Source organism: Streptomyces sp. NPDC096136 (assembly GCF_044763325.1).
Taxonomy (GTDB): Bacteria; Actinomycetota; Actinomycetes; order Streptomycetales; family Streptomycetaceae; genus Streptomyces.
This window is the reverse complement of sequence record NZ_JBIWFZ010000003.1, coordinates 1-26,101: the sequence shown is the minus strand read 5'-3', so window position 1 is coordinate 26,101 and position 26,101 is coordinate 1. Positions and strand designations below refer to the sequence as shown.

The 26,101-nt window shown below is 73.6% G+C and carries 27 protein-coding genes, 3 tRNA genes and 1 pseudogene; 10 read left to right on the top strand and 21 right to left on the bottom strand.

Annotation, left to right across the window (positions count from 1 at the left end; genetic code table 11):
- Positions 1-47: 47 nt before the first annotated feature.
- The 5 genes from ACIRBY_RS06360 to ACIRBY_RS06340 all read right to left on the bottom strand — a co-directional run bounded on the left by ACIRBY_RS06360 (position 48) and on the right by ACIRBY_RS06340 (position 1,501).
- Entirely contained in the window at positions 48-476 is a 429-nt protein-coding gene (locus ACIRBY_RS06360; protein ID WP_045945265.1) for a MaoC family dehydratase, read from the bottom strand.
- 1 nt (position 477) lies between these two features.
- Positions 478-930 carry a MaoC family dehydratase N-terminal domain-containing protein gene (locus ACIRBY_RS06355; protein WP_403896980.1) on the bottom strand — a complete coding sequence of 151 codons (453 nt, stop codon included), beginning with the start codon at positions 928-930 and terminating at the stop codon, positions 478-480.
- 121 nt (positions 931-1,051) lie between these two features.
- On the bottom strand, positions 1,052-1,216 hold the full coding sequence (gene rpmG, locus ACIRBY_RS06350) for a 50S ribosomal protein L33 (RefSeq protein WP_007265873.1): 165 nt from the start codon (positions 1,214-1,216) through the stop codon (positions 1,052-1,054).
- An 88-nt stretch (positions 1,217-1,304) separates the two neighbouring features.
- Positions 1,305-1,380 (bottom strand) — tRNA-Met (locus tag ACIRBY_RS06345).
- 48 nt (positions 1,381-1,428) lie between these two features.
- A tRNA-Thr gene (locus tag ACIRBY_RS06340) sits at positions 1,429-1,501 on the bottom strand.
- A gap of 360 nt (positions 1,502-1,861) precedes the next feature.
- On the opposite strand from ACIRBY_RS06340, the gene ACIRBY_RS06335 reads away from it, so the two are divergent.
- Complete coding sequence (locus tag ACIRBY_RS06335; RefSeq protein ID WP_403896977.1) at positions 1,862-3,352, top strand: amidohydrolase family protein; 1,491 nt, start codon at positions 1,862-1,864, stop codon at positions 3,350-3,352.
- A gap of 55 nt (positions 3,353-3,407) precedes the next feature.
- Positions 3,408-4,064, top strand: coding sequence for an SDR family oxidoreductase (locus ACIRBY_RS06330; RefSeq protein WP_403896975.1), 657 nt, complete (start codon positions 3,408-3,410; stop codon positions 4,062-4,064).
- A gap of 79 nt (positions 4,065-4,143) precedes the next feature.
- On the opposite strand, the gene ACIRBY_RS06325 is transcribed toward ACIRBY_RS06330, so the two are convergent.
- Positions 4,144-4,584, bottom strand: coding sequence for a DUF3574 domain-containing protein (locus tag ACIRBY_RS06325; RefSeq protein ID WP_403896972.1), 441 nt, complete (start codon positions 4,582-4,584; stop codon positions 4,144-4,146).
- 104 nt (positions 4,585-4,688) lie between these two features.
- Here ACIRBY_RS06325 and ACIRBY_RS06320 point away from each other — a divergent pair, with 104 nt between their 5' ends.
- The gene (locus ACIRBY_RS06320) at positions 4,689-5,192 is read left to right on the top strand and encodes a hypothetical protein (RefSeq protein WP_403896969.1); all 504 of its coding nucleotides are present in this window, start codon (positions 4,689-4,691) and stop codon (positions 5,190-5,192) included.
- Between the two features lie 77 nt (positions 5,193-5,269).
- Here ACIRBY_RS06320 and ACIRBY_RS06315 read toward each other — a convergent pair.
- A tRNA-Tyr gene (locus ACIRBY_RS06315) sits at positions 5,270-5,351 on the bottom strand.
- Positions 5,352-5,555: 204 nt separating this feature from the next.
- On the opposite strand from ACIRBY_RS06315, the gene ACIRBY_RS06310 reads away from it, so the two are divergent.
- From ACIRBY_RS06310 to ACIRBY_RS06300, 3 genes are all read left to right on the top strand, one after another.
- Positions 5,556-6,044 (top strand): YajQ family cyclic di-GMP-binding protein, encoded by a 489-nt coding sequence (locus ACIRBY_RS06310; RefSeq protein WP_042817112.1) that lies wholly within the window; start codon positions 5,556-5,558, stop codon positions 6,042-6,044.
- Positions 6,045-6,272: 228 nt separating this feature from the next.
- Complete coding sequence (locus ACIRBY_RS06305; RefSeq protein ID WP_403896965.1) at positions 6,273-7,700, top strand: SulP family inorganic anion transporter; 1,428 nt, start codon at positions 6,273-6,275, stop codon at positions 7,698-7,700.
- 19 nt (positions 7,701-7,719) lie between these two features.
- Entirely contained in the window at positions 7,720-8,955 is a 1,236-nt protein-coding gene (locus tag ACIRBY_RS06300) for an APC family permease (RefSeq protein WP_403896962.1), read from the top strand.
- On the opposite strand, the gene ACIRBY_RS06295 is transcribed toward ACIRBY_RS06300, so the two are convergent.
- The 14 genes from ACIRBY_RS06295 to ACIRBY_RS06230 form a co-directional block, all read right to left on the bottom strand.
- The gene (locus ACIRBY_RS06295) at positions 8,939-9,454 is read right to left on the bottom strand and encodes an SMI1/KNR4 family protein (protein ID WP_403896959.1); all 516 of its coding nucleotides are present in this window, start codon (positions 9,452-9,454) and stop codon (positions 8,939-8,941) included. The two genes, ACIRBY_RS06300 and ACIRBY_RS06295, sit on opposite strands and share 17 nt — an antisense overlap.
- Before the next feature lie 125 nt (positions 9,455-9,579).
- A complete protein-coding gene (locus ACIRBY_RS06290) occupies positions 9,580-10,674 on the bottom strand; it encodes a barstar family protein (RefSeq protein ID WP_403896956.1) in 1,095 nt (364 codons plus the stop codon).
- Positions 10,671-11,063, bottom strand: coding sequence for a YccF domain-containing protein (locus ACIRBY_RS06285; protein WP_403896953.1), 393 nt, complete (start codon positions 11,061-11,063; stop codon positions 10,671-10,673). The genes ACIRBY_RS06290 and ACIRBY_RS06285 overlap by 4 nt, the downstream gene beginning before the upstream one ends.
- Positions 11,060-11,923, bottom strand: coding sequence for a zinc metalloprotease HtpX (gene htpX, locus ACIRBY_RS06280; protein ID WP_403896950.1), 864 nt, complete (start codon positions 11,921-11,923; stop codon positions 11,060-11,062). Before htpX ends, ACIRBY_RS06285 begins: the two co-directional genes overlap by 4 nt.
- Positions 11,924-12,136: 213 nt before the next feature.
- Complete coding sequence (locus ACIRBY_RS06275) at positions 12,137-13,678, bottom strand: NADH-quinone oxidoreductase subunit N (protein WP_403896947.1); 1,542 nt, start codon at positions 13,676-13,678, stop codon at positions 12,137-12,139.
- Positions 13,675-15,228, bottom strand: a complete 1,554-nt coding sequence (locus ACIRBY_RS06270) for a NuoM family protein (protein ID WP_403898189.1) — start codon at positions 15,226-15,228, stop codon at positions 13,675-13,677. Before ACIRBY_RS06270 ends, ACIRBY_RS06275 begins: the two co-directional genes overlap by 4 nt.
- A gap of 38 nt (positions 15,229-15,266) precedes the next feature.
- Positions 15,267-17,270, bottom strand: coding sequence for an NADH-quinone oxidoreductase subunit L (locus ACIRBY_RS06265; protein ID WP_403896945.1), 2,004 nt, complete (start codon positions 17,268-17,270; stop codon positions 15,267-15,269).
- Complete coding sequence (gene nuoK, locus ACIRBY_RS06260) at positions 17,267-17,626, bottom strand: NADH-quinone oxidoreductase subunit NuoK (protein ID WP_403896942.1); 360 nt, start codon at positions 17,624-17,626, stop codon at positions 17,267-17,269. Before nuoK ends, ACIRBY_RS06265 begins: the two co-directional genes overlap by 4 nt.
- A complete protein-coding gene (locus ACIRBY_RS06255) occupies positions 17,626-18,285 on the bottom strand; it encodes an NADH-quinone oxidoreductase subunit J (RefSeq protein ID WP_403896939.1) in 660 nt (219 codons plus the stop codon). The genes nuoK and ACIRBY_RS06255 overlap by 1 nt, the downstream gene beginning before the upstream one ends.
- Positions 18,285-18,881 carry a NuoI/complex I 23 kDa subunit family protein gene (locus ACIRBY_RS06250; protein ID WP_403896936.1) on the bottom strand — a complete coding sequence of 199 codons (597 nt, stop codon included), beginning with the start codon at positions 18,879-18,881 and terminating at the stop codon, positions 18,285-18,287. Before ACIRBY_RS06250 ends, ACIRBY_RS06255 begins: the two co-directional genes overlap by 1 nt.
- Positions 18,881-19,849, bottom strand: a complete 969-nt coding sequence (locus tag ACIRBY_RS06245) for an NADH-quinone oxidoreductase subunit H (protein ID WP_403896933.1) — start codon at positions 19,847-19,849, stop codon at positions 18,881-18,883. Before ACIRBY_RS06245 ends, ACIRBY_RS06250 begins: the two co-directional genes overlap by 1 nt.
- Positions 19,846-21,180, bottom strand: coding sequence for an NADH-quinone oxidoreductase subunit C (locus tag ACIRBY_RS06240; protein ID WP_403896931.1), 1,335 nt, complete (start codon positions 21,178-21,180; stop codon positions 19,846-19,848). The genes ACIRBY_RS06245 and ACIRBY_RS06240 overlap by 4 nt, the downstream gene beginning before the upstream one ends.
- The gene (locus tag ACIRBY_RS06235; RefSeq protein ID WP_403896928.1) at positions 21,177-21,779 is read right to left on the bottom strand and encodes an NADH-quinone oxidoreductase subunit B; all 603 of its coding nucleotides are present in this window, start codon (positions 21,777-21,779) and stop codon (positions 21,177-21,179) included. Before ACIRBY_RS06235 ends, ACIRBY_RS06240 begins: the two co-directional genes overlap by 4 nt.
- The gene (locus ACIRBY_RS06230; protein ID WP_042820021.1) at positions 21,770-22,177 is read right to left on the bottom strand and encodes an NADH-quinone oxidoreductase subunit A; all 408 of its coding nucleotides are present in this window, start codon (positions 22,175-22,177) and stop codon (positions 21,770-21,772) included. The genes ACIRBY_RS06235 and ACIRBY_RS06230 overlap by 10 nt, the downstream gene beginning before the upstream one ends.
- Before the next feature lie 156 nt (positions 22,178-22,333).
- On the opposite strand from ACIRBY_RS06230, the gene ACIRBY_RS06225 reads away from it, so the two are divergent.
- From ACIRBY_RS06225 to ACIRBY_RS06210, 4 genes and pseudogenes are all read left to right on the top strand, one after another.
- Positions 22,334-23,494 carry a sensor histidine kinase gene (locus ACIRBY_RS06225; protein WP_403896925.1) on the top strand — a complete coding sequence of 387 codons (1,161 nt, stop codon included), beginning with the start codon at positions 22,334-22,336 and terminating at the stop codon, positions 23,492-23,494.
- A 110-nt stretch (positions 23,495-23,604) separates the two neighbouring features.
- The gene (locus tag ACIRBY_RS06220) at positions 23,605-24,897 is read left to right on the top strand and encodes a sensor histidine kinase (protein WP_403896922.1); all 1,293 of its coding nucleotides are present in this window, start codon (positions 23,605-23,607) and stop codon (positions 24,895-24,897) included.
- Positions 24,898-25,008: 111 nt separating this feature from the next.
- Positions 25,009-25,668 (top strand): response regulator transcription factor, encoded by a 660-nt coding sequence (locus tag ACIRBY_RS06215; protein WP_366450496.1) that lies wholly within the window; start codon positions 25,009-25,011, stop codon positions 25,666-25,668.
- A 214-nt stretch (positions 25,669-25,882) separates the two neighbouring features.
- Positions 25,883-26,101, top strand: a pseudogene (locus ACIRBY_RS06210) (2-oxoglutarate ferredoxin oxidoreductase subunit alpha); the annotation flags it as partial.

The window sequence follows — 26,101 nt, the reverse complement described above, 5'->3', positions numbered from 1 at the left end:
GCGCGGGGGTCTCCCCCCGCGCCTCGGCCCGTCGGGCAGGCGGCCGCTCAGGCCAGCCTGACCACCGCGCGGGACATGCCCAGGACCTTCTGGCCGGCGCTCATCGCCGTCAGGTCGACCCGGACGCGGTTGTCGTCCAGCTTCTGGGCGACCTTGGCCGTGACCTCGATCAGCGCGCCCTGGTCGTCGTTCGGGACCACGACCGGCTTGGTGAAGCGGACGCCGTACTCGACGACCGCGCCCGGGTCGCCGACCCAGTCGGTCACGACGCGGATCGCCTCGGCCATGGTGAACATGCCGTGCGCGATGACGTCCGGCAGCCCGACCTCCTTGGCGAACTTCTCGTTCCAGTGGATCGGGTTGAAGTCGCCCGAGGCGCCGGCGTAGCGGACGAGCGTGGCGCGGGTCACGGGGAAGGACGCCGCCGGGAGCTCGGTGCCGACCTCGACGTCGGCGTACTGGATCTGCGCGGTCATCTCAGGCCTCCTCGGGGGCGCGGGACACGAGCTTGGTCCACGCGGTCACCACGTGCTCACCGGACTCGTCGTGGACTTCGCCTCGGATGTCGATGATGTCGTTGCCGGCGAGCGACTTCACGGCCTCGATGGTGGAGGTGACGGTGAGCCGGTCGCCCGCGCGCACGGGGCGGACGTAGGCGAACTTCTGGTCGCCGTGCACGACGCGGCTGTAGTCCAGGCCCAGCTGCGGGTCCTCGACGACCTGGCCCGCCGCCGCGAAGGTGATGGCGAACACGAAGGTCGGCGGGGCGATCACGTCCTGGTGGCCGAGCGCCTTGGCGGCGTCGGGGTCGGTGTAGACGGGATTCGCGTCGCCCACCGCGACCGCGAATTCGCGGATCTTCTCCCGGCCGACCTCGTACGGCTCGGTGGGCGGGTAGGTCCGCCCCACGAAGGTCTGGTCGAGTGCCATGGCTCACTGCCTCCTGTTGAAGGAACTCCGGATCAAGGAAAGGGTGCGGAAACGACACGAGGCCGCCCCCCTGGAAGGGGACGACCTCGTGACGGTGCCTATGCGGAGACTTCGCCAGTGATTAGCGGGTCTCGCGGTGCGCGGTGTGCGAGTTGCAGCGCGGGCAGTGCTTCTTCATCTCCATGCGGTCCGGGTTGTTACGCCGGTTCTTCTTGGTGATGTAGTTCCGCTCCTTGCACTCCACGCAGGCCAGCGTGATCTTCGGGCGGACGTCGGTGGCAGCCACGTGAGTGCTCCTTGACGGACTATGGGACGGATGAACGCATAAAAGAGTAGCCGATCGGGAGACCGACCCCGCAATCGGCTACTGGGTGTGGTAGCGGCGACCGGACTTGAACCGGTGACACAGCGATTATGAGCCGCTTGCTCTACCGACTGAGCTACGCCGCTTTGATGAGATCCGTTCCCCGCCCGAGGGCGGGGAACCTCTCTCACCAGAGCCCCAATGCGGAATCGAACCGCAGACCTTCTCCTTACCATGGAGACGCTCTACCGACTGAGCTATTGGGGCGAGCGAGGAAGACATTACACGGTTGCGCGCCGATCGCCCAAATCCTTTGGGGGGACTGGGCTCGGAAGGCCTCCGCAGATCTTTCCCGAACCGCCGCAGGCCTCTCCCGGGGCACTTTCGGGCCGTTTTGTGGCCGGGGTCACAGCGACCCTCCCACCCCCCGGGCCCCGCCCGCCCCTTCGGTACGCACGCCGGCGCGTCCGGACGCGCCCGAGCGCGCGGGCACCACACCGGTACGACTATTGCGCTCTTCCCCGAACCGGGGAGCCCCGCGCCCTAGGCTCTGAGCACGCTGCGTGATCTTGGGCCGCGGGCTGCGGCCACGGCACAGGAACCGCCCGAGCCACCGCAGGGAGCGCGATGTCCGACAGCCAGCCGCAGCAGCCGTCCCCCTCCCCGCGCAACCCGGCGGGCGGTCCGTCCGGCGGCTCCGCCGGCGGGCCCGGCGCAGGACCCGGCGCAGGACCCGGCGCAGGACTTGGCGGAGGGCCCGGCGGGGGGCCCGGCGGCGGCCCGCCCAAGGGCTCCGCGGGAGGCCCGCCCCGGGGCGCCGGCGGCCCGGGGCGGGCCTCCGCGAGCGGCCCGGTACGCGGTCCGGGCGACGGCCCCGGGCGCACCCCGGGCCGCGCTCCCGCCGGCGGCGCGGCCCCCGAGGGCACCGGACTCCTGCTCACCGGGGCCCGGCTCACCGACGGCCGCACCGTGGACGTCCGGCTCAGCGGGGGCCGCATCCAGGCCGTCGGCACCGCGGGCAGCCTCCCGGCCCCCTCCCTGGCCCGGGTCGACCTGCGCGGCTACCTGCTCCTGCCCGCCCCCGCCGAGCCCCACGCCCACGGGGACACCGCCCTGACCGCCGACGGGGAGGGGCCCGTCTCGTACGCCCGCGACGAGGTGCAGCGCCGGGCCACCGAGGCGGCGCTGCTCCAGCTCGGGCACGGCGCCACGGCCGTGCGCTCCCACGTCCGGATCGGCGACGTGCACGGGCTGGGCCCGATGGAGGCCTCCCTCCAGGCCCGCCGCTCCCTGCGGGGGCTCACCGACCTGACCACGGTGGCCGTGCCCCGGCTGCTGACCGGCGTCGCCGGGGCCGACGGGCTCGCGATGCTGCGCGACGCCGTCAAGATGGGCGCCTCGGTGATCGGCGGCTGTCCCGACCTGGACCCTGATCCGACGGGCTTCGTCGAGGCGGTCCTGGAGCTGGCCGCGGAGCACGGCTGCCCCGTGGACCTGCACACGGACGGTGACGACCCCGGCCGCCTCGCCCGGCTCGCGGCGATGGCCGGGGGGCTGCGGCCCGGGGTGACCATCGGCCCCTGCGGCGGCCTGTCCCGGCTGCCGCTGGAGGCCGCCTCCCGCGCCGCCGACCAGCTCGCGGCGGCCGGCGTACGGGTCACCTGCCTGCCCCAGGGCGACTGCGCCGCGCTGGAGCGCCGCGGGCTGCGCACCGCCCCGGTGCGCCTCCTGCGGGCCGCCGGGGTCCGGGTCGCGGCCGGGAGCGGGGCGCTGCGGGACGCGGGCAACCCGGTCGGACGGGGCGACCCCCTCGAAGCCGCGTTCCTGCTGGCCTCCCAGGGCGGGCTGCGCGCCGCCGAGGCGTACGCGGCGGTCAGCGCCGCCGCCCGGGAGGCGATGGCCCTGCCGGAGGTGCGGGTGGAGGCGGGGTTCCCGGCGGAGCTGCTGGCCGTGCGCGGGGAGCGGATCGCCGGGGTGCTGTCGCTGGCCTACAGCCGGATCGTGATCCACCGGGGCCGGGTGGTAGCCCGGACGAGTGCCGTGCGGGAGTACTGCGACTCGGCGGTCGCGGTGGCCCTGGACCTGCCCCGGCAGGGCCGGGCGGAGCCCGGCCCCTGAGGGATCGCCCGGCCGTTCGCGGGCGGGGGCGCCCGGGGCGTCGTACGGTCGGGACATGCGCATCGTCATCGCGGGTGGACACGGTCGGATCGCGCTGCGGCTGGAGCGCCTGCTCGCCGCGCGCGGGTACGAGGTCGCCGGGATCGTCCGGGATCCCGGACAGGGCGCCGATCTGCGCGCGGTCGACGCCGAACCGGTGCTGTGCGACCTGGAGTCGGCCACCGTCGAGCACGTGGCGGGGATCCTCCAGGGCGCGGACGTGGCGGTGTTCGCCGCCGGGGCCGGTCCCGGCAGCGGTCCGGCACGCAAGCGGACCGTGGACCGGGGGGCGGCGCTGCTGTTCGCCGACGCCGCCGAACGGGCCCGGGTGCGCCGCTTCCTGATGGTCTCGACGATGGGGTCGGACGCGCGGCACGAGGGGGGCGAGGTCTTCGACGAGTACCTGCGGGCGAAGGGCGAGGCCGACGACCACCTGCGCACCCGGCTCGGCCTGGAGTGGACGATCGTGCGCCCGGGGGTGCTGACCGACGACCCCGGTACGGGGCTGGTCCGGCTGGAGGCGCGTACCGGACCGGGCAGCGTGACGCGTGACGACGTGGCGGCGGTGCTGGCGGAGCTGGTCGAGACCCCGGCCACGGCCGGCCTGACGCTGGAGCTCCTGACGGGCTCGACACCGGTCTCGGTCGCCGTGAAGGACGTGGCCGGCAACTGAGGAACCCGCCCGGAGACGGGGGCGCCGGCGGCCGGGGCCGTGGGCTCGACGGCCCGTCAGCCCCCGTGCGGGCGGGGGGTCAGAACCCGGCCTCCACCTGGTCGTCGGAGCGCCCCACCGCGTCCTGCTGGAACCGCTTCTCGTAGGCCCGCCGGATCCGCTCGACGCGGGCGCCGCGCTCGTCCGCCTCCTTCTCGGGGTAGAGCAGCACGACGTCGTACGAGGCCTCGCGGACGATCGTGCCGTCCTCGGCGCGCCGCTGGCCGTACCCGTCCCGGAGGGTGAGGCCCTCCGGGAAGGCCGGGGTGACCTCGCGGTCCAGGAAGCGCATGAACTCCTCCTTCGCGACGGGCGGGCGGCCGTCGGGCCGCTGGGTGCCGAAGGACAGCCGCGTCTCCCGGTGGGGCTCCCCCGCGTGGCTGTGCAGCGCCGCCCCGACCAGGGCCGGGAGGCCGGCGCCGAGCAGGGCGAGCAGGACGCCGCCCCCGGCCTTTCCGCGTGTGTCCGAAGTCCATTTCACGCCCCGTGAACGACCGGCCGCCCGGTTCGGTGCGCGGCGGGGGCCGATAGGGTCACCCGGAATCCGGCCGCAGGGGGCGGCCGTACGGGGGACCGGGGCGCGGCATGGGCGACGGGAACTGGCGGGTCGACGCGGCGGAGGGCGGCCGGCTCGCGGCCCGGTGGTGGAGGTGGGCGCTGTCGGCCCCGGAGGACGAGAGCCCGGTGGCGGACGCGACCGGCGCATACGCCGGGCGGAGGCAGCCCGGGGACCTGTGGTTCCTGGCGGGCACCTACGGCGGACGGGTGGTGCGCCGCTGCGAGGTCCCCACGGGCCGTCCGCTGTTCTTCCCGGTGCTGAACACCAGGCGCCCGGCGGTCCCGTTCCTGACGAAGCCGTGGCGGCTGGAGACGACGCGGGCTTCGGCGGCCCTGAACGGCTCCGCGCTGCCCCTGCGCGAGTTCGCCTCGAAGCCCTTCCCCGTGCGGGGGGTACCGCAGGTCGCCTGGGGGCTGTGGTGCGCCCTGGAGCCGCTCCCGCCGGGCCAGTTCGTCCTGGAGGTCGAGGCGGCGGCCGCGAACGGCTTCTGGGTCGACACGACCTATCACCTGACGGTGACCGCTCCCTAGGAGCATCCGAGGAAGCGGAGCATGCGAAGAAACCCCCGTCCCCTGCGTTTCAGCAGGGGACGGGGGTTCCACTCGCGTGGCGGCGCCAGGATTCGAACCTGGGTAGGCTAAGCCGACGGATTTACAGTCCGCTCCCATTGGCCACTCGGGCACACCGCCATGGGATGTCGCCCGGATTCCTCCGCCTTGCGGCGTCGTTCCCTGGCAACGACGTAAACGATACCTGATGCGCGGGGGTGCTTCGCCACCGGATTGATCAGCCGTTCACCCGGGTGCGGTGGCTAGGCTTTGCGGAGCGGTCCGGGCATGTCCGGCCGTGGCCCTCCGGGGCCCACCACAGCCGATTTCAAGGAGCCACAGCACATGGCCGACTCCAGTTTCGACATCGTCTCGAAGGTCGAGCGGCAGGAGGTCGACAACGCCCTCAACCAGGCCGCCAAGGAGCTCTCGCAGCGCTACGACTTCAAGGGCACCGGCGCCTCGATCTCCTGGTCCGGCGACAAGATCCTGATGGAGGCGAACTCCGAGGACCGCGTCAAGGCCGTCCTCGACGTGTTCGAGACCAAGCTGGTCAAGCGCGGGATCTCGCTCAAGGCGCTGGACGCCGGCGAGCCGCAGCTGTCCGGCAAGGAGTACAAGATCTTCGCTTCCATCGAGGAGGGCATCTCCCAGGAGAACGCCAAGAAGGTCGCGAAGATGATCCGCGACGAGGGCCCCAAGGGCGTCAAGGCCCAGGTCCAGGGCGAGGAGCTGCGTGTCAGCTCCAAGAGCCGTGACGACCTCCAGGCCGTCCAGGCCCTGCTCAAGGGCAAGGACCTGGACTTCGCCATCCAGTTCGTGAACTACCGCTGACCTGCGCGTACGTCGCAGATCGGACCCCGTGGGGCACAACGGGGGCGGATCGCCGGGGCTTCCCGGCGGGCGCCCGCGTTGTGCCCTTCGCCGTTTCGGCGCCCGTGGCGTGTGCCCGGCGTGAGCGGCGCACGCTCCCGCCCGGCCCCCCGGTGGCCACTGGGCGCGGCCGGGCGCGCCCCACAGGCTGGGTGACGTCCGTCACCGCGTTCACGAGGGGGTTCCCTGATGCCTGGGGCCGGCACATTCCGAGCGGACCTCGGGGCGTCCGTCGTCGTCGCGCTGGTGGCGCTCCCCCTCTGCGTGGGGGTCGCCGTCGCCTCCGGCGTGCCCGCCGAGCTGGGGATCGTCACCGGGGTGGTGGGCGGGCTGGTCACCGGCTGGTTCCGGGGCAGCGCGCTCCAGGTCAGCGGGCCCGCCGCCGGGCTGACCGTCCTGGTCTACGAGGCCGTGGACGCCTACGGCCTGCCGGCGCTGGGGGTCCTGGTGCTGGCCGCCGGCCTGGTGCAGCTGGGCCTGGGCGCGCTGCGGCTCGGGCGGTGGTTCCGGGCGATCTCCCTGGCCGTGGTGCACGGGATGCTGGCCGGGATCGGGCTCGTGCTGATCGCCGGGCAGCTCTACGCCCTCGGCGGGGTGAAGGCCCCCGGGGAGACCCTGGCCAAGCTGGGCGGGGTGCACCAGCTCGGGACGCGGGCCGACTGGGCCGCCGTGGCGCTGGGGGCGGGGACCATCGCGGTCCTGGTGCTGTGGCGGCGGGTGCCGGCGCGGCTGCGCGTCGTGCCGGGGGCGCTGGTCGGGGTCGCGGCCGCCACCGCCGCGGCGGCGCTGCTGCGGCTGCCCGTGGAGACCGTCCGGGTGACGGGGGTGCTGGAGTCCGTGGCGCCGCCGGGCTGGTCGGACTTCGGCGCGCTGGCCTCCGCGGGGGCCGTCGGGACGGTGGTCGCGCTGGCGCTGATCGCCTCCGCCGAGACCCTGTTCAGCGCGGCCGCCGTCGACCGGATGCACGAGGGGCCGCGCACCGACTACGACCGGGAGCTGGTCGCCCAGGGCGTCGGGAACGCGGTGTGCGGGCTGCTCGGCGCCCTGCCGATGACCGCGGTCATCGTGCGCAGCTCCGCGAACGTGGAGGCCGGTGCCCGCACGCGGGCGTCCCGGATCCTGCACGGCGGCTGGCTGCTGCTGTTCGCCGTGGCGCTGCCGCAGGTGCTGGAGGTGGTGCCGCTCGCGGCGCTGGCCGGGGTGCTGCTGCACGCGGGATGGAAGCTGCTGCCGGCGCGGGCGGTGGCCACGCTGTGGCGGACCCACCGGGGCGAGGCGGTGGTGCTCGTGGTCACGGCCGTCTCGATCCTGGCGACGAGCCTCTTCGAGGGGGTGCTGGTCGGGCTGGGCCTCGCCGTGGCCAAGGCCGCCTGGGAGACCTCCCACGTCCACGTCGAGGAGGTCTGGGAGGGCGAGGAGCTGTGCGTGCGGATCGTGGGGAACGCCAGCTTCCTGCGGCTGCCCAAGCTGCTGGACTCCCTGGAGGCGCTGCCGCACGGGCCGTCGGTACGGCTCGACCTCAGCGGGCTGCGGCACCTGGACCACGCCTGTCTGACCGCGCTGGAGAGCTGGGAACTCAGGCGGTCGCCACTCCCCGGACGGGAGGGCGTCGCCTAGCCCGGCTACTCTCCCGCCCGTGGACAACGAGCTGAAGCGCACCCTGGGGGTCTTCGACGCCGTCGTGGTCGGCCTCGGCGCGATGGTCGGCGCCGGCATCTTCGCCGCCCTCGCCCCGGCGGCGCGCGCGGCGGGCGGCGGACTCCTGGCCGCCCTGGCCCTGGCCGCGTTCGTGGCCTACTGCAACGCGCACTCCTCGGCGCGGCTCGCCGCACGCTACCCGTCCTCCGGCGGCACCTACGTGTACGGGCGCGAGCGGCTCGGCCCCTTCTGGGGGTATCTGGCCGGCTGGGGTTTCGTCGTCGGCAAGACGGCTTCCTGCGCGGCGATGGCGCTGACCGTCGGGGCGTACGTGTGGCCCGGGCGGGAGCACTCCGTGGCCGTGGCGGCGGTGGTGGCGCTGACCGCCGCGGGCTACGGCGGGGTGCAGAAGTCGGCCCGGATCGCCCGGCTGATCGTGGCGGCGGTCCTGGCCGTGCTGGCCGGGGTGGTCGTGGCGTGCCTGTCGTCCGGGGCGGCCGCCGCGGACCGTCTGGGGGGCGGGGGCTGGGGAATCGCCGGGCTGCTGCAGGGCGCCGGGCTGCTGTTCTTCGCCTTCGCGGGTTATGCCCGGATCACCACCCTGGGCGAGGAGGTGCGCGATCCGCGGCGCACCATCCCGCGTGCGGTCCCGCTGGCGCTGGGGATCGCCCTGCTGGTCTACGCCGCCGTGGCGGTGGCGGCCCTGTCGGTGCTCGGGGCCGACGGGCTGGCGGGGTCGTCGGCCCCGCTGGCCGACGCGGTGCGCGCGGCCGGGCGGCCCGGACTGGTCCCGGTGGTCCGGGTGGGTGCGGCGCTGGCCGCGCTGGGGTCCCTGCTGGCCCTCGTGCTCGGGGTGTCGCGGACCACTCTGGCGATGGCCCGGGACGGCCATCTGCCGCGCGCGCTGGCCGTCGTACATCCCCGGCATCAGGTGCCGCACCATGCGGAGCTGGCCGTGGGTGCGGTGGTGGCGGTGCTCGCGGCCACCGCCGATCTGCGGGGCGCGATCGGCTTCTCCTCCTTCGGAGTGCTCGCCTACTACGCGATCGCGAACGCCTCCGCGTGGACTCTCGGTTCAGGTGTCAAGGGCCGGGCCGTGGCAGCGGCGGGGCTGTCCGGCTGCGTCCTGCTGGCCTGCGCCCTGCCCGCCGCCTCGGCGGTGTCGGGCGCGGCGGTCCTGGCGCTGGGCGCACTGGCCTACGGGGTGCGGGGCCGGTTCAGGTCCGGGAGCTGAACTCCGCCCAGAGATCCGTCTCCGTCTCGTCCTCGTCCCACTCCTCGCGGAACCAGCCGGTGCCGTCGAGCCAGTCGCGCAGCCAGCGGGCCAGGCCCGGGGAGTGGTGGTACCAGGCGAGGTCGCGATCCCCGGGGTTGGGCTCGAAGAGCAGGACCTGGGCGGTGTCGGAGCGGCAGTCCACGCACGCGTACATGCCGCAGCCGAGGTCGGCCAGGGGCAGGACGCCCTCGGGCCAGCCCCATGCGGACGCGCGTCCCGCCTCGTACTCCGCCATGGCCCGGCGCAGCGGCAGCAGTCCGTACTCGGGCCCGAATCCGCCGTCGCCGACGCGCGTGTAGAGCGCGGCGAGCAGGGGCGGCAGGGCGAAGCCCAGGGTCCGCTCGGCCCGGTCGGCCTCCCCGGCCGCCAGGGGCACGGGCGGGGGCTTGCCGTGCGCGCGCACGGAGTCCCGTACGCGCTCGGTCACTTGCTCCAGCAACTGCTCGGTCTCGTTCATGTGTTCATGGTGGGGCAGAGCACTGACAGCCGTCCCGGCCTGTGGACAACCCGGCTGTGGACGAGCCGCCTGTGGACAACCCGGCTGCCGACAACCCGGCTGCGGACGACCCGGCCGTGGACGACTCAGCTCAAGACGACCTCGATGCGCTTCTCCCGGAAGAAGGCGAGCAGTTCGGGGAAGGAAGCCGGGCCGAAGGTCAGCGGCTGTACGCCCAGGCAGCGGCGGGCGGTCTCGTGGTCGTGCCAGACGAGGGTGAACGGGCCGGTCGCCCCGAATCCCCCGCCCAGGGCGTCCGAGAGGCCGTCGAGGCAGCGGCCGAAGTACCCGCCGGGGCCGTTGACGGCCTCACCGAGGGCGCAGAAGAAGCCCTCGTAGTCGGTCACGTGCCGCCCGTCGAGGTGGTAGGTGCCTCCGGCCGGGCGGTCCGGGCCCGTGCGGTGGTGCAGGGCCGGGTCCAGCCAGCGGGCCCGGCCCGCGGGGGCGAACGGCGCCCACAGGTTGGGGACGGCCGGGCGGCCCCCGCGCCACAGCGGCCAGATCCCCGCGACGACCGACGGCTGGGGATCCATGTGCACGGTCAGGTCGTAGAGGCCGGGGCCGCGCGGGGACGGCTCCCACTCGACGATGTCCGGGTTCCCCGCCTGGGTGAGGACCTCCCCCGCGTCGTCCAGCGCGTCGAGGTGCCGGTAGGCGAGGTACCGCTGCTTCTTGCGGCCCTCGACCACGTCCAGCAGCGGGCCGTGCAGCGAGCAGCCGAGGAGGCGCACGGGGTGCGGACCGGGTTCCTCGGCGGGGAGCACCTCGGCGAGGTCCCGGAAGTGGCCCAGGGGCCGGTCGTCGACGTCCGAGAGGCTGAAGCCCACCGACAGGGCCACCCGCTGCGGGTAGTCCGGCTGGTGCTCGCAGCGCACGGCCTCGATGGTCACGTCCAGCCGCGACAGGTCACGGGCGCACGGGCGCGTGGCGAGGACGCGGGCGTCCTCCAGGTACCACTCCCACAGCGGGTTGCCGTGTTTGTCGAGGGGCTTCAGGGTCAGGAAGCCAAGCGCCGACGGCGGCTCCCCCTCGAAGGCGCAGCCCAGCAGCTCGTAGTGGCGCCGCGTGGGCTCCGGCGGGTCGGCGAAGAGGTTCTCCGCCTCCTCGCACAGGGCCCACAACTGCTCCTCCTCGTGGTCCTCGTCCTCGCCCCACAGGGCGAAGCGCGCGCCGGCCGTCACCGGGAGGCGAAGGGGGCGTCCGTGGGGACGATTTCACGGCCGAGCGGGAACAGGGAGAGGGGGACCATCTTGAAGTTGGCGATGCCGAAGGGGATGCCGATGATCGTGACGCAGAGGGCGATTCCGGTGGCGATGTGGCCGAGGGCCAGCCACCAGCCGGCCAGGAGCAGCCACAGGACGTTGCCGATGCAGGAGGGCGCGCCCGCGTCGCGGCGCTCGACGGTGGTGTAGCCGAAGGGCCAGAGGGCGTAGACGGCGATGCGGAAGGCCGCGATGCCGAAGGGGATGCCGATGATGGTGATGCAGAGGATCAGACCGGCCACGCAGTAGCCGAGGAACAGCCAGATCCCGCTGAGTACGAGCCAAATGACGTTCAGGATGGTTTTCACTGGCTGCGTCCTGCCATCTGTTCGAGCCGGGCGATGCGCTCGGCCATCGGGGGGTGTGTCGAGAACAGCTTGGAGATTCCCTGGCCCGGGCGGAAGGGGTTGGCGATCATCATGTGGCTCGCCGTCTCCAGGCGGGGCTCGGGGGGCAGCGGAAGCTGTTTGGTGCCGGCGTCGAGCTTGCGCAGGGCTCCGGCCAGGGCGAGCGGGTCACCGGTGAGCTGGGCTCCGGAGGCGTCCGCCTCGTACTCGCGCGAGCGGCTGATGGCGAGCTGGATCACGGAGGCGGCCAGCGGGCCGAGGATCATGATCAGCAGCATCCCGACGAGTCCGGGGCCCTCGTCGTCGTCGGAGCGGCCGACCGGGATCAGCCAGGCGAAGTTCACCAGGAACATGATCACGGAGGCGAGGGCTCCGGCCACCGACGAGATGAGGATGTCGCGGTTGTAGACGTGGCTCAGCTCGTGCCCGATGACCCCGCGCAGCTCGCGCTCGTCGAGGATGCGCAGGATGCCCTCGGTGCAGCAGACGGCGGCGTTGCGCGGATTGCGTCCGGTGGCGAAGGCGTTGGGGGCCTCGGTCGGCGAGATGTACAGCCGGGGCATGGGCTGGCGCGCGGACGTGGAGAGCTCGCGGACCATGCGGTAGAGCTCGGGGGCCTCGAACTCGCTGACGGGCCGTGCGCGCATCGCGCGGAGGGCCAGCTTGTCGCTGTTCCAGTACGCGTAGGCGTTCGTCGCCAGGGCCACGAGGACGGCGATGATCAGGCCGCCCCGGCCGAAGAAGCTGCCGATGAGGATGATGAGTGCGGACATCCCGCCGAGGAGTACGGCGGTCTTCAGCCCGTTGTGCCGGCGGTGCACGGTTCGCCCTCCAAGTGGTGCGTCAGGGGAGCCCCGTCGTGGTTCTGAGGGTCTTCGGTCCAGTGGACCCTCCCTTTGTGGTCAACGCGAGGTGGGGGCGTCTGGTTCCCGGGCGCGGCGGGGCCCCGCCGCCCCGGTGGCAGGGTCCGGGGGCGGCGGCGGGGGTTGCTCCGTACGGGTGAGGGTGTGCGGGGCGGTCGCGTCGGGGCGGGGTTACAGCGGGAAGAGGGAGCCTTCGGCGAAGCGCAGGACCAGCTGGGGGGCGCCCGAGAGGACCAGGGCCGTCACGGCGGTGAGGGCGATGGCGGCCGCGACGGGCCAGGGCGCCCGGGCGCGGGCGGGCGCCTCCCCCGGCGCCCCGGAGCCCTCCGGGGCGCGGAAGAGGAGGGAGGTCCAGCGCAGGTAGTAGTACAGGGCGATGACGACGTTGACGGCCATGAGGACGGCGAGCCAGCCGAGGCCGGCGCCGACGGCGGACTGGAAGACGGTGACCTTCGCGAAGAGGCCGATGACGCCCGGCGGCAGTCCGGCCAGGCAGAGCAGGAAGAAGGCCAGCGACAGGGCGGCGGCGGGGCGCTCGGCGTACAGGCCGCGGTAGTCGCTGATGCGGTGCAGCGGCTTGGTCCGGGCGACCAGCGCGGCGACGGCGAAGGCGCCGAGGTTCACGGCGGCGTACATGAGCGCGTAGGCGACGGTGGAGCCGATCTGGTCGCGGTCGGAGTACGCGGCCGCGGCGATCGGGACCAGCAGGTAGCCGGCCTGGCCGACGGACGACCAGGCGAGCAGCCGTACGGCACCGTGCGGGCGGTCCGGGGACTGGCGCAGGGCGGCGGTGTTGCCGAGCGTCATGGTGAGCGCGGCGAGCACGGCCAGGGCGGGGCCCCAGACGTCGGAGTACGCGGGGAAGGCGATCACCGTGACGAGGATCAGCCCGGTGAAGCCGACGGCCTTGCCGATCACCGAGAGGTAGCCGGCGACGGGCAGCGGGGCGCCCACGTAGGTGTCGGGGACCCAGAAGTGGAAGGGGACCGCCGCGGTCTTGAAGGCGAAGCCGACGAGGGTGAGGGCGACGCCCGCCATGGCGAGGGCGTCGAGCTGTCCGGGGACGTCCTCCAGCCGGTCGGCGACCCGCACCAGGTGCAGGGAGCCGGTGGCGGCGTAGACGAGGCTGACGCCCATCAGGGAGACGGCGGTGGCGGTGACCGAGGACAGGAAGAACTTGAGGGCGGCCTCGGAGGACATCCGGTCGCCGCGGCGCATGCCGACGAGGGCGAAGGCGGGCAGCGAGGCGACCTCGAGGGCGACGATCAGGGTGGCGAGGTCGCGGGAGGCGGGCAGCAGGGCCGCGCCGGCGGCGGAGGAGAGCAGCAGGAACCAGTACTCGCCGGCCGGCATGCGGCCCTCGTGGACGGCGGTGACCGACAGCAGGGCGGTGACCAGGGCTCCGGCCAGGACCAGGAACTGGATGACGAGCGCGAAGTGGTCGACGGTGTAGCTGCACGCGCCGGGGTCGCCGGTGAGGCAGAAGGTGGCGCGGTCTCCGGCGCGCAGCGGCAGCAGGGCGGCGGTCGCGGCGGCCAGGCCGGCGACCGCGATCCAGCCGAGGACCGGCTTGCGGGCCTCGGGCAGGAAGAGGTCGGCGACCAGCACGACCAGGGCGACGGCGGCGGGCAGGACCACGGGCGTGATCGCGAGCCAGTCGACGGACTGGACCAGGCTGGGGGTGTCGGCTGCCAGGGCCGTCAGGGCCGTCATGCGTTGCCTCCTGCGAGGAGCTTCTGGACGGCCGGGTCGGTCAGGCCGAGGAGGGTGGCGGGCCACAGGCCGGCGAGGACGGTGAGGGCGACGAGCGGGGTCCAGGCGGCGAACTCGTAGTGCTGGACGTCCGCGAGGGCCGGTTCGGGACCGGCCTTGGGGTCGCCCATGCAGACGCGCCGCACGACGATCAGCAGGTAGGCGGCGGTGAGCAGGGTGCCCAGCGCGCCGAGCGCCATGTAGGTGAGGAAGGCCGGGCGGGACAGGCCCGCGGCCGGGTCGAAGGCGCCGAAGAGGGCCAGCATCTCGCCCCAGAAGCCGGCCAGGCCGGGCAGGCCGAGGGAGGCGACGGCGGCGAAGGCCAGGAGCGCGCCGAGGCGGGGGGCGCGGCCGTAGAGGGCGGCGCCGGTGGCTCCGGCGAGGGTGTCGAGGTCGCTGCTGCCGTAGCGGTCCTTGAGGGCGCCGACCAGGAAGAAGAGGAGGCCGGTGATCAGGCCGTGGGCGATGTTCGCGAACAGCGCGCCGTTGACGCCCGTGGGGGTCAGGGTCGCGATGCCCAGGAGCACGAAGCCCATGTGGCCGACGGAGGAGTACGCGACGAGGCGCTTGAGGTCGCCCTTGGCGCCCTTGCGGGTCAGCGCGAGGCAGGCGAGGGAGCCGTAGACGATGCCGACCGCGGCGAAGGCGCCGAGGTAGGGGGCGAGGGCCTGCATGCCCTCGGGGGTGGTGGGGAGCAGGATGCGGACGAACCCGTACGTGCCCATCTTCAGCATGACGCCCGCGAGGAGCACGGAGCCGACGGTGGGGGCGGCGGTGTGGGCGTCGGGCAGCCAGCTGTGCAGGGGCCACATCGGGGTCTTGACGGCGAGGCCGAGGCCGATGGCCAGGACGGCCAGGATCTGGGTGGTGTGGCCCAGTCCGCGGCCGTTGTCAGAGGCGAGTGCCACCATGTCGAAGGTGCCGCTGTCCAGTCCGATCAGCAGCAGTCCGAGGAGCATGACCACGGAGCCGAGGAGGGTGTAGAGGATGAACTTCCAGGCGGCGGGACGCCGCTGAGCACCGCCCCAGCGGGCGATGAGGAAGTACATCGGGATGAGGACCGTCTCGAACGCGAGGAAGAACAGCATCAGGTCGAGGACGGCGAAGGTCGCGAGGGTGCCGCATTCGAGGACGAGCAGCAGGGCCACGAAGGCCTTCGGGGAGGGGCCCTCGGGGAGCTTGAAGTAGCTGTACACCGCGCAGAGGAAGAACAGCAGCGCGGTCATCAGGAGGAGGGGGAGCGAGATGCCGTCGACACCGAGGTGGATCCGGATGTTCAGCGCCGGGATCCAGCTGATGTCCGTCGTCGCCTGGAAGCGGGACGGGGTGTCGTGGTCGAAGCCCAGGGTGAGGGCGACGGCCGCGGCGAGGACGACACCGGTGAGGGTGACGCCGTGGCGGAGCACGGCCTGTTCGGGGCTCCTGCCCTTGAGCCCGGGCGGGGCCGGGAGGAGGGCCGCGACGGCCCCGAGGAGCGGTGCGGCCACCATGAACGCCAGAAGGAACTGCATCACGGACGGGCTGATATCGATCACGGCTGACTCTCGGCTCACGATCCGGCGTTGACGTTGGCGAGGACGGCGGTGGCGATCGCCAGGACCACGGCGCCGGCGAGCAGGGCGCTCAGGTAGCTCTGCACGTTGCCGGTCTGGGCCCGGCGGACGAGTCCGCCGAGCAGCCGGGGTCCGGCGCCCGCGCCGCGGACGTACGTGTCGACGACCTCGCGGTCGAGGAAGCGCACCAGGCTCGCGCCCGCGCGGACGGGGCGGACGAAGAGCCGGTCGTAGACGGCGTCGAGGTGGAAGCCGTCGGCGGCGTGCCGGTGCAGCGGGCCGAGGAGGGCCCGGCCGGGGTCGGCCGCGGGGGCGGCCGGCACGGCGGGGTGGTCGTGGGTGACCTCGGCGACCTCGGGGGTCTCGGCGGCGGATTCGGCGGCGGCGACGGACGCCGGGACGGCGTCTCCGTTGCGGATGCCGGCGGCGGCCCGGGCGGTGGCGCGCTGCCACAGGGCGTAGGTGAGCATCACGCCGACGAGCGAGGCGCCGGTGCCGAGGACCGAGGTGGTCACGGTCGGGGTGAGCTCCTTGCCGTCGAACCAGTCGGCGAGGGGGACGGCGGCGAGGCCGAAGGCGATCGAGGGGACGGACAGCAGCCACAGCACGCCGGTCATGGCGAGGGGCTCCCGGCCGTGGTCGGGGGCGGCGGCGCCCCGGCCGCGGAAGGCCATCAGCCACAGGCGGGTGGCGTAGGCGGCGGTGAGCAGGGCGGTCAGCACGCCGGCGACGAGCACCACCCAGCCGGCCGTGCTGGGCGCGACGTCGGAGCGTCCGCCGGCGGCGTGTTCGGCGGCGACGAGGACGGCTTCCTTGGAGAAGAAGCCGGCGAAGGGCGGGACGGCGGCGAGCGCGAGGAGCGCGATCGTCATGGTCCAGAAGGCGTCGGGGATGCGCCGGGCCAGGCCGTCCATGCGGGACATGGCGGCGAGGGAGTTCGTGCCGGCGGCGTGGATGATCACGCCGGCGCCGAGGAAGAGCAGTGCCTTGAAGGCGCCGTGGGACATGAGGTGGAAGACGGCGGCGCCGCGGTCGCCGACGGCCAGGGCGCCGATCATGTAGCCGAGCTGGCCGACCGTGGAGTAGGCGAGCACGCGCTTGATGTCGTCCTGGGCCAGGGCGGCGAGGCCGGATCCGACCATCGTGATCCCGGCCATGAGGGCCATGACCACCAGGGTGGCCTGCGAGGCGGTGAAGACCGGGAGGAGGCGGGCGATGAAGTAGACGCCGGCGGCGACCATCGTCGCGGCGTGGATCAGCGCGGAGACCGGGGTGGGGCCGGCCATGGCGTCGGGGAGCCAGGTGTGCAGCGGGAACTGCGCGGACTTGCCGGCGACGCCGGCGAGCAGGAGCAGCCCGATGAGCGTCGGGTGGTCGAGTCCGCCCGAGGCCACGGTGCCGAGGACCTTGGTGATCTGGAAGGAGCCGGCGTCGGTGGCGAGGGCGAACAGTCCGATCAGGAAGGGGACGTCGCCGAGCTTGGTGACGAGGAAGGCCTTGAGGGAGGCGGAGCGGGCCGCCTCGGTCTCCCAGTAGTGGCCGACCAGGAAGTACGAGCAGATGCCCATGACCTCCCAGCCGACCAGCAGCACCATCAGGTCGCCGGAGTAGACGACGAGCAGCATGGCGGAGGTGAAGAGGGAGACCAGGGCTGCGTACGACGGATAGCGCGGGTCCTCGCGGAGGTACGCCGTCGAGTAGACCTGGACGCAGGTGGCGACCACGCCGACCACGACGGCGACCAGGGCGGCGAAGCCGTCGATGTGGAACGAGAGCTCGATCGGCACCGAGCCGGTCGGGGTCAGCTCGGTCGCCGTGTTGATCGCCGCGCCGCCGCCCTGCCGGACGGCGACGAGGACGGCCAGGACGGCGGCGGCCAGCGTCGGCAGGACGGCCAGCGGCTTGACGAAGCCGGGCGCCGTCCGGCCGAGGAGGAGTCCTGCGACCGCCCCCAGGAACGGGAGGAGCGGGACGAGGACCGCGAGGGTCGTGGTGCTCACGCGGCGACCTCCGGCCGGGCAGTGGTGTCGTCGGGCCGGGCGGGCTCGTGGCCCTCGGCGGTGTCGCGCAGCTTGTCCACGTCCGAGGTGCCCCGGTTGCGGTACACCATCAGCACGATCGCGAGGCCGATGCCGATCTCGGCGGCGGCGATGGCGATGGTGAAGAGGGTGAGGGCCTGGCCGGCGTGCAGGGTGTCGCGCAGCCAGACGTCGAAGGCCACCAGGTTGAGGTTGACGGCGTTGAGCATCAGCTCGACGGACATCAGGACCAAGATGGCGTTGCGGCGGGCGAGCACGCCGTAGAGGCCGATGGCGAAGAGGAGGGCCGCGAGGACGGCGGGGTAGGCGAGGTGCATCAGCGCTGCCCCTTCCCGGCGCCCGTGCGGGCGGCGGCTTCGGCCGCGTCGGCGGCTTCCTCGGCGGGGGTGGTGCGGCGCGAGAGCACGATGGCGCCGATCAGGGCCGCGAGGAGGAGGACGGAGAGCGCCTCGAAGGGCAGCACCCAGTGCTGGAAGAGGATCTCGCCGGAGACCTTGGTTGAGCCCTGGGCGGGGCCGTCGAGGTCGATCCAGGTGGTGCGGAACGCGTCGGCCACCACCCAGACGAGCGTGGCGCCGGCGGCGCCGGCGACGCCGAGGGCGACCCACCGGTTGCCGGAGTCGGCGTCCGGTGAACGGCCGATGGGGGCCTTGGTGAGCATCAGTCCGAAGAGGAGGAGGACGACCACGGAGCCGAGGTAGATCAGGACCTGGACCCAGGCGATGAACTCGGCGGTCAGCAGCAGGTACTCGACGGCGATCCCGCCGAGAGCGACGACCAGCCAGAGGGCGGCGTGCACGAGCTGCTTGGTGGTGACCGTGACGAGGGCCGCGCCGAGGGTGGCGAGGCCGACGAGGAGGAAGGCGATCTCGACGCCGGTCGGCGAGAGGAAGCCGGGGCCGGGCGCGGGGGCGGGGCCGCCGGGCACGGCCGCCGTGACGGCGCCGGCGGCTGCGGCGAAGTGGGCGGCGTACATCAGGCGGTGCCTCCCGCCGGGGTGTCGGGGGTGCCGTCCGCGGGCGGGGTCGCCCCGGACTCGGCCGCGGCCGCGGCGGCCTCCGCCTTCTCGGCGGCCTTGCGGGCGGCGGCGATCTCCTTGGGCTCCTCGGCGCCGGGGTCCAGCGCGGGCGGGGCCGGGACCGTCCACATCCACTCGCGCAGCTTGTCGCGCTCGTGGGTGAGGTCGTGGATGTCGGTCTCCGCGTACTCGAACTCCGGCGACCAGAAGAGGGCGTCGAAGGGGCACACCTCGATGCAGATGCCGCAGTACATGCAGAGGGAGAAGTCGATGGCGAAGCGGTCGAGGACGTTGCGGCTGCGCTCGCGGCCACCGGGGGTGGCGGCGGGCACCGTCTCCTTGTGGGAGTCGATGTAGATGCACCAGTCGGGGCACTCTCGGGCGCACAGCATGCAGACCGTGCAGTTCTCCTCGAACAGGCCGATGACCCCGCGGCTGCGGGGCGGGAGCTCGGGCTGCACCTCGGGGTACTGGGCGGTGTGCGCGCGCTTGGTCATCGTGCGCAGGGTGACGGCCAGGCCCTTGGCGAGGCCGGATCCGGGGATCGGGGGCATTACTGGATCGCCACCTTCACGATGCCGGTGAGCGCGATCTGGGCGAGCGCGAGGGGGATGAGTACGGTCCAGGCGAGCTTCTGGAGCTGGTCCTCGCGCAGGCGCGGGTAGCTCACGCGGAGCCAGATGACCACGAAGGCGAGGACGGCGATCTTCAGGAGGGTCCAGACCCATCCGAGGCCGTCGCCGCCGAAGGGGCCGTGCCAGCCGCCGAGGAAGAGGACGGTGGTCAGGGCGCACAGGACGACGATGCCGGCGTACTCGGCGAGCAGGAACAGCGCGAAGCGCAGGCCGGTGTACTCGGTGTACGCACCGAAGATGATCTCGGAGTCGGCGACGGGCATGTCGAACGGGGGCCGCTGGAGCTCGGCGAGGCCGGCGGTGAAGAAGACGAGCGCGCCGATGATCTGCCAGGGCAGCCACCACCACTCGAAGGCGCCCACGATGCCGGGCAGCGACACCGTCCCGGCGGCCATCGCCACGGAGGCGGCGGCGAGCAGCATCGGCAGCTCGTAGGCGAGCAGCTGGGCTGCGGTGCGCAGGCCTCCGAGGAGGGAGAACTTGTTGGCGGAGGCCCAGCCGCCCATGAGGCTGCCGAGCACGCCGATGCCCATGACGGCGAGGGCGAAGAAGAGGCCGGCGTCGATGACCTGGCCGACGGCGCCCTCTCCGGGACCGATGGGAATGGCGAGGAGGACGAGGAGGTACGGCAGCAGCGCGACGGCCGGGGCGATCTGGAAGATCCTCCGGTCGGCGTTGGCCGGGACGATGTCCTCCTTCTGCGCGAACTTCACGCCGTCGGCGACGAGCTGGGCCCAGCCGTGGAAGCCGCCGGCGTACATGGGGCCGAGGCGGCCCTGCATGTGCGCCATCACCTTGTGCTCGGTCTGCCCGATGACGAGCGGGAGCACGAGGAAGACGGCGAAGACGACGATCAGTCGCAGGGCGACGTCGAGGACGTCGTTCACGCGTCGCCTCCGGTGGTGTCGTGGTCGGGGTCGGGGTCGGGCCCGGCTTCGGGGTTCGGGCCGGGCTCGGGGGCCGGCTCGTCGAAGGCGGGCTTCGGGTTGTGCCAGGGCGCGTCCGTGCTGCGCGGGGCCGGGCGCCGGGGCGCCTCCGGCTCCGGCGCGGGGGTCTGACCGGCGGATCCCTCCGAGGCGGACCGGCTGCGCCGGGCGGGGCGCGCGGCGCCCGCTTCCGGTGCCGGGGGCTCGGCGCCGTCGGCCGGGGCCGCCTGGCTCGCCGAGCCGTCCGCCGCCGAGCGGCTGCGGCGCGCCGGGCGCGGGGCCTCGGCCGCCTGCTCACCCGGGACGTCCGCCGCCGGGGCCGCCTGGCTCGCTGAACCGTCCGCCGCCGAGCGGCTGCGGCGCGCCGGGCGCGCGGCGCCCGCTTCCGGTGCCGGGGGCTCGGCGCCGTCGGCCGGGGCCGCCTGGCTCGCCGAGCCGTCGGCGACCGGGCGGGTGCGGCGGGCCGGGCGCGGGGCCTCGGCCGCCTGCTCACCCGGGACGTCCGCCGCCGGGGCCGCCTGGCTCGCCGAGCCGTCGGCGACCGGGCGGGTGCGGCGGGCCGGGCCGGGGGATTCGGGGGTGGCCTCGGCGGGCTGGGTGGCCGAGCCCTCCGTCACCGAGCGGGTGCGGCGGACCGGCGCCCCCTCGCGGGGGGTGCGGGCGGCCGCGCCCGCGGCGCGGGGGGTGCGGGCCGGGCGGGCCGGGGCCGGCGGGAGCTGGCCCTTCAGGGGGCCCCACTCGTTCGGGTCCGGTACGCCGGGCGGGAGCATCTGGCGGCGCTTGGGCGCGTCCGGGTCGTGCGCCTCGCCCGGCTCCTTGGCTCCGGGCCAGGCCTTGGCGACGCGCGCCGCCAGGACGAAGTCCTTGCGCAGCGGGTGGCCCTCGAAGTTCTCGGGGAGCAGGAGGTGGACGAGGTGCGGGTGGTCGGTGAAGACCACGCCGAACATCTCGTACGTCTCGCGCTCGTGCCAGGCCGCCCCCGCGTACACGGCGACCACCGACGGGAGGCTCGGGGCGCTGTGCGGGACGGTCGTGCGCAGCAGGAGGCGGCGTACGCGCCCGCCCTCCAGGGCGACGACGTGCGCGCAGACCCGGAAGCCGGTGCCCGGCTCGTCGACCGCGCTCAGCCAGTCGAAGTAGGTGCAGCCCAGCTTGTCGCGGGCGATCTCCAGCGAGGGGATCCAGGAGCCGGCCGGAACGTCCACGGTGAGGACGTCGTACGCGACGGAGGCCACGGCCTCGGCGCCGAAGACGGTCGGGGCCGCGTCGGGGAGGGAGTCGTAGAGGTTCACGCGCCGGCCCCCGGGGCGGGCGGGGGCGTCACCAGGCCGCTGGTGAGCTGCCCGACCGACGGCCGGTCGCTGTAGCGCTCGGCCAGCGATTCCCGGGCGATCTTCTCCTGGAGCTTGAGGATGCCCTGGAGCAGGGCCTCGGGACGCGGCGGGCAGCCGGGCACGTAGACGTCGACGGGGATGATCTGGTCGACGCCCTTCGTGACCGAGTACGAGTCCCAGTACGGGCCGCCGCAGTTGGAGCAGGCGCCGAAGGAGATGACGTACTTCGGCTCGGGCATCTGCTCGTAGAGCCGCTTGACGGCCGGGGCCATCTTGTCCGTCACCGTGCCCGAGACGATCATCAGGTCGGCCTGGCGCGGGCCGGGCGCGAAGGGGATGACACCCAGGCGGATGAAGTCGTGACGCGCCATGGACGCGGCGATGAACTCGATCGCGCAGCAGGCGAGGCCGAAGTTGAAGACCCACAGGCTGTAGCGGCGGCCCCAGTTCAGGACCACCTTCATCGGCTCGGGGGCCAGGCGGGAGAGGACCCCCAGCCTCCTGGGTTCCGGAAGCGGAACGGGCTCCGGGGTCACGGCAGCCGGTGTCACGTCCATTCGAGGACGCCCTTCTTGTACGCGTAGAGCAGGCCGACGGCCAGGAATCCCAGGAAGACGAACATCTCCACCAGGGTCGTGGCGCCGTAGCCGGCGGCGGCGAAGACCGTCGCCCACGGAAAGAGGAAGATCGAGTCGACGGCGAAGATGACGTAGAGGAACGCGTAGACGTAGTAGCGGACCTGGGTGTGCGCCCAGCCCTCCCCCACGGGGTCCACGCCGCATTCGTACGTCAGCAGCTTCTCCGGGGTGGGGACCACGGGCCGCAGCAGGCGGCCGGCGCCGAAGGCCACGGCGACGAAGAGCACGCCGAGGACGGCGAGCAGGCCGACGACGGAATAGCTCTGGAAGTAGTCCGCGGCGGTCACGGTCCCGGTCGATACCGTTGGTTCGGGCACGTCCGTTCCTCGCTCCTCGGCCACTGTCGACGTTCTCGGTGATCTGGTACGGACGGGAGTCTAGGCCCTGGTCCGCACGGGGTGGGGTTACCCCCCGTTTACTCGCGCCTGGCCACCCCATGGCATTGCCGGGGCGGAATTGACAGGCTGGGCCGCATGACCGCGAACGATCAAGCTTCCTCCCCTCCTCCCGTCCGGCCCGTTTTCGCCGCGGCCACGTGGAAGGAGATCGCCTATCTGGTCACCAATCTGCCGGTGGCGTTGATCGGGTTTGTTTACACGGTTGTCATGCTTGCGACGGCGGGCGGCCTGGCCGTGACGGTGGTCGGGCTGCCGCTGCTGCTGGCCGGGCTGTACCTGTCCCGGCAGCTCGGAGTGCTGGAGCGGATACGGGCCCGGGCCCTGCTGGGGCTGCGGGTCGACGAGCCGAGCCCGCTGCCGGGGCCGGGCCGCTCCGGCGGGTTCTTCCCCTGGCTGTGGTCGGGGATCAAGGACCCGGTGGCGTGGCGGACCGTGCTGTTCGAGCTGGTCCGGCTGCCCTGGGGGGTGCTGACCTTCAGTATCGCCCTGCTCGGGCTGTTCGTGCTGTGGCCGGTGCTGCCGTACGTCGTGCGCCTGATGGCGAACCTGGACCGGGCGATGGTGCGGGGCCTGCTCTCGCCTTCGGACGGGCTGGAGCGGCGGATCGCCGAGCTGGAGTCGGGGCGCGGGGTGGTCGTGGACACGGCGGCCGCCGACCTGCGGCGCATCGAGCGGGACCTGCACGACGGGGCCCAGGCGCGGCTGGTGGCGCTGGCGATGGGGCTGGGCCTGGCGAAGGAGAAGCTGCTGGAGGACCCCGAGGGCGCGGCGGCCATGGTCGACGAGGCGCACGGGGAGGTCAAGCTCGCGCTCCAGGAGCTGCGCGACCTGGCGCGGGGGATCCACCCGGCGGTGCTGACGGACCGGGGGCTGGACGCGGCGCTGTCGTCGGTGGCGGCACGGTGCCTGGTGCCGGTGAAGGTGTCGGTGCGGCTGGAGGAGCGGCCCGCGGAGGCGATCGAGGGGATCGCGTACTTCGTGGTGTCGGAGCTGCTGCAGAACGTCAGCAAGCACGCGCAGGCGCGGGGCGCGGGCGTCGAGGTGTGGCGGGAGGAGACCCGCCTGCTGATCCGGGTGTGGGACGACGGGCGGGGCGGAGCCCGTACGTCCGCGGGGAGCGGCCTGGCCGGCCTCGCGGAACGGATCCGGGCGGTCGACGGGGGCTTCGTGGTGGAGTCCCCGTCGGGTGGGGGGACGGTGGTGGCGGCGGAGCTGCCGTGGCGCGGGCGCGGCTGAGGGGGTGGGGTTAACCCCCCGGGCGGGACGCCGACCCGCCGGATGGTTCCGGGGCGGGGGGCCGACGGAGGGTGGAGGGGTCGGCGAACGGGATGGAAGGTGGTCCGGACATGGCGGAGCGCAGGGGTGGGATGCGGGCGGCGCTGCTGGCGCCCGTGGCCGGGCGGACCTGGCGGGAGCTGCTGTACCTGGTGGTCGGGCTGCCGTTGAGCACGGTGTACTTCGGGCTCGCGATCGCCGGGCTGTCCGCCGGGGCCGGTCTGCTCGTGACGTTCGTCGGGGTGCCGGTCCTGGCCGGGGTGCTCGCCATGTGCCGGGGGTTCGGCCTCGTGGAGCGGGCCCGGGTGCGCGGGCTGCTGCGGGTGCCGGTCGGGGCGCCGGCGCCGGTGCGGGCGGGGAGGCCGGGGGTGCCGGCCGCGATGGGGGCGCTGCTGAAGAGCGGCAGCGCCTGGCGGCACGTGCTGTACTCGCTGGTCCACTTCCCCTGGGCGGTGTTCTCCGCCTGCCTCGCCCTCGTCCTGTGGGGCTACGGGTGGAGCATGCTGCTGTACCCCCTGTGGTTCTGGGTCTTCCCGGCCTTCACCGACCAGCCCGGACTGCAGCTGTTCCAGAACGGCGACTACACCTTCTATCTGGATTCGCCGCCTGCCGTCGCCGTCGCCGCTCTGATCGGGCTGGGCCTCACGCTGGCCGCCCCCTGGGTCATCCGGGGCCTGGTGACCGTCGACCGGGTCCTGGTCACGGGGCTGCTCGGCCGGTCGCGGCTCGACGACCGGGTCAGCGAGCTGGAGTCCGACCGCGGGGCGGTCGTCGACACCGCGGCGGCCGACCTGCGGCGCATCGAGCGGGAGCTGCACGACGGGGCCCAGGCGCGGCTGGCGGCGCTGGCCATGGACCTGGGGCTGGCGAAGGAGAAGCTGGCCGAGGACCCGCGGGCCGCCGCCCGCATGGTGGACGAGGCCCACGGGGAGGTGAAGACCGCCCTCCAGGAGCTGCGGCACCTCGCCCGGGGGATCCACCCCGCGGTGCTGACCGACCGGGGGCTGGACGCGGCGCTGTCGGCGGTGGCCTCGCGGTGCGCGGTTCCGGTACGGGTGGAGGTGGACCTGCCGTCCCGGCCCGCGGCGGCGATCGAGGGGCTCGCGTACTTCACCGTGTCCGAGCTGCTCCGGGACGTGAGCGGGCACGCGGGGGCGCGGAGCGCGAGCGTGGAGGTGTGGAGGTCCGGGGGGCGGCTGATGATCCGGGTCGCGGGCGACGGGCCGCGCCCGGCCGGCCCCTCCGCCGGGCGCGGCCCGGCGGGGCTCGCGGAGCGGCTGGACGCGGTGGACGGGGTGCTGGTCGTGGACGTGTCGCAGGGCCACGGCACGACGGCGACAGCGGAGCTGCCCTGGCGCGCCTGAGGCCGCCCCGTCCTTGATCCCGGCCGGACCGGAACCGCGGCTTCGGCTGGGATGCTTGGCGTGCCATACGGGTATGCGAGCGGGCGGGAGCTTCACAACGTGGAAAACAGGGTGCGGGTCGTCATCGCCGAGGATTCAGTGCTGCTCCGTGAGGGCCTGACCCGGCTGCTGACCGACCGGGGGCATGACGTCGTGGCGGGCGTCGGGGACGCGGAGGCCCTGGTCAAGACGGTGGCGGACCTGGCGGCCGAGGGAGCCCTGCCGGATGTGGTGGTGGCCGACGTGCGGATGCCGCCGACGCACACCGACGAGGGGGTGCGGGCCGCCGTACGGCTGCGCCGCGATCACCCCGGGATCGGGGTGCTCGTGCTGTCGCAGTACGTGGAGGAGCAGTACGCCACCGAACTGCTGGCCGGTTCCAGCACCGGGGTGGGGTACCTGCTGAAGGACCGCGTCGCCGACGTGCGCGAGTTCCTCGACGCCGTCGTCCGGGTGGCGCAGGGCGGTACGGCCCTTGATCCCGAGGTCGTGGCGCAGCTGCTGGGCCGCAGCCGCAAGCAGGACGTCCTGGCCGGTCTGACCCCGCGCGAGCGCGAGGTGCTCGGACTGATGGCGGAGGGACGGACGAATTCCGCTGTAGCCAAGCAGCTCGTGGTGAGTGACGGGGCCGTGGAGAAGCACGTCAGCAATATCTTCATGAAGCTGGGCCTGTCTCCGAGTGACGGGGATCACCGGCGCGTGCTGGCGGTTCTGACCTACCTCAGGTCCTGATCGACTGACAGTCTGTCAGTTACGGCACGCGACGGCGACGCCACCGTGCGACGGCCGGGTGATTTGGAATATTTCGAGTAGAGCACGACGTCTGTCGGACAGACCGCCTCGAAACGGGCGGTCCAGAATGCGGGCGGCCCAGGGACGGATCACGTCACGGACGTAGGGTTGGCCTTGGGAGTGAACGCCCACGCCTCGAAGGAGGTCCAGTTCAGTGACCAGCCAGGTCAGTAGCCCGGCCGAGCAGGCCGACGGGGCCGGCGGGGCCATCGGTGAGCAGCGCGGCGCGCCTCGGACCGATGGAGCCGGCAAGGAGATCCGCCGTGTCGACCGGGTGATCATCCGTTTCGCGGGTGACTCGGGTGACGGTATGCAGCTGACGGGTGACCGTTTCACCTCGGAGACGGCGTCCTTCGGCAACGACCTCTCGACG

What these genes read in the sequence shown, in the direction of transcription:
- ACIRBY_RS06295 (WP_403896959.1), bottom strand. Translation starts at nt 9,454, where the DNA reads ATGAACGAGACCGAGCAGTTGCTGGAGCAAGTGACCGAGCGCGTACGG.
- ACIRBY_RS06320 (WP_403896969.1), top strand. Translation starts at nt 4,689, where the DNA reads ATGGGCGACGGGAACTGGCGGGTCGACGCGGCGGAGGGCGGCCGGCTC.
- ACIRBY_RS06270 (WP_403898189.1), bottom strand. Translation starts at nt 15,228, where the DNA reads ATGCAGTTCCTTCTGGCGTTCATGGTGGCCGCACCGCTCCTCGGGGCC.
- ACIRBY_RS06255 (WP_403896939.1), bottom strand. Translation starts at nt 18,285, where the DNA reads ATGTACGCCGCCCACTTCGCCGCAGCCGCCGGCGCCGTCACGGCGGCC.
- ACIRBY_RS06250 (WP_403896936.1), bottom strand. Translation starts at nt 18,881, where the DNA reads ATGCCCCCGATCCCCGGATCCGGCCTCGCCAAGGGCCTGGCCGTCACC.
- ACIRBY_RS06310 (WP_042817112.1), top strand. Translation starts at nt 5,556, where the DNA reads ATGGCCGACTCCAGTTTCGACATCGTCTCGAAGGTCGAGCGGCAGGAG.
- ACIRBY_RS06305 (WP_403896965.1), top strand. Translation starts at nt 6,273, where the DNA reads ATGCCTGGGGCCGGCACATTCCGAGCGGACCTCGGGGCGTCCGTCGTC.
- ACIRBY_RS06275 (WP_403896947.1), bottom strand. Translation starts at nt 13,678, where the DNA reads ATGACGGCCCTGACGGCCCTGGCAGCCGACACCCCCAGCCTGGTCCAG.
- ACIRBY_RS06235 (WP_403896928.1), bottom strand. Translation starts at nt 21,779, where the DNA reads ATGGACGTGACACCGGCTGCCGTGACCCCGGAGCCCGTTCCGCTTCCG.
- ACIRBY_RS06225 (WP_403896925.1), top strand. Translation starts at nt 22,334, where the DNA reads ATGACCGCGAACGATCAAGCTTCCTCCCCTCCTCCCGTCCGGCCCGTT.
- nuoK (WP_403896942.1), bottom strand. Translation starts at nt 17,626, where the DNA reads ATGCACCTCGCCTACCCCGCCGTCCTCGCGGCCCTCCTCTTCGCCATC.
- ACIRBY_RS06355 (WP_403896980.1), bottom strand. Translation starts at nt 930, where the DNA reads ATGGCACTCGACCAGACCTTCGTGGGGCGGACCTACCCGCCCACCGAG.
- ACIRBY_RS06330 (WP_403896975.1), top strand. Translation starts at nt 3,408, where the DNA reads ATGCGCATCGTCATCGCGGGTGGACACGGTCGGATCGCGCTGCGGCTG.
- ACIRBY_RS06335 (WP_403896977.1), top strand. Translation starts at nt 1,862, where the DNA reads ATGTCCGACAGCCAGCCGCAGCAGCCGTCCCCCTCCCCGCGCAACCCG.
- ACIRBY_RS06220 (WP_403896922.1), top strand. Translation starts at nt 23,605, where the DNA reads ATGGCGGAGCGCAGGGGTGGGATGCGGGCGGCGCTGCTGGCGCCCGTG.
- ACIRBY_RS06360 (WP_045945265.1), bottom strand. Translation starts at nt 476, where the DNA reads ATGACCGCGCAGATCCAGTACGCCGACGTCGAGGTCGGCACCGAGCTC.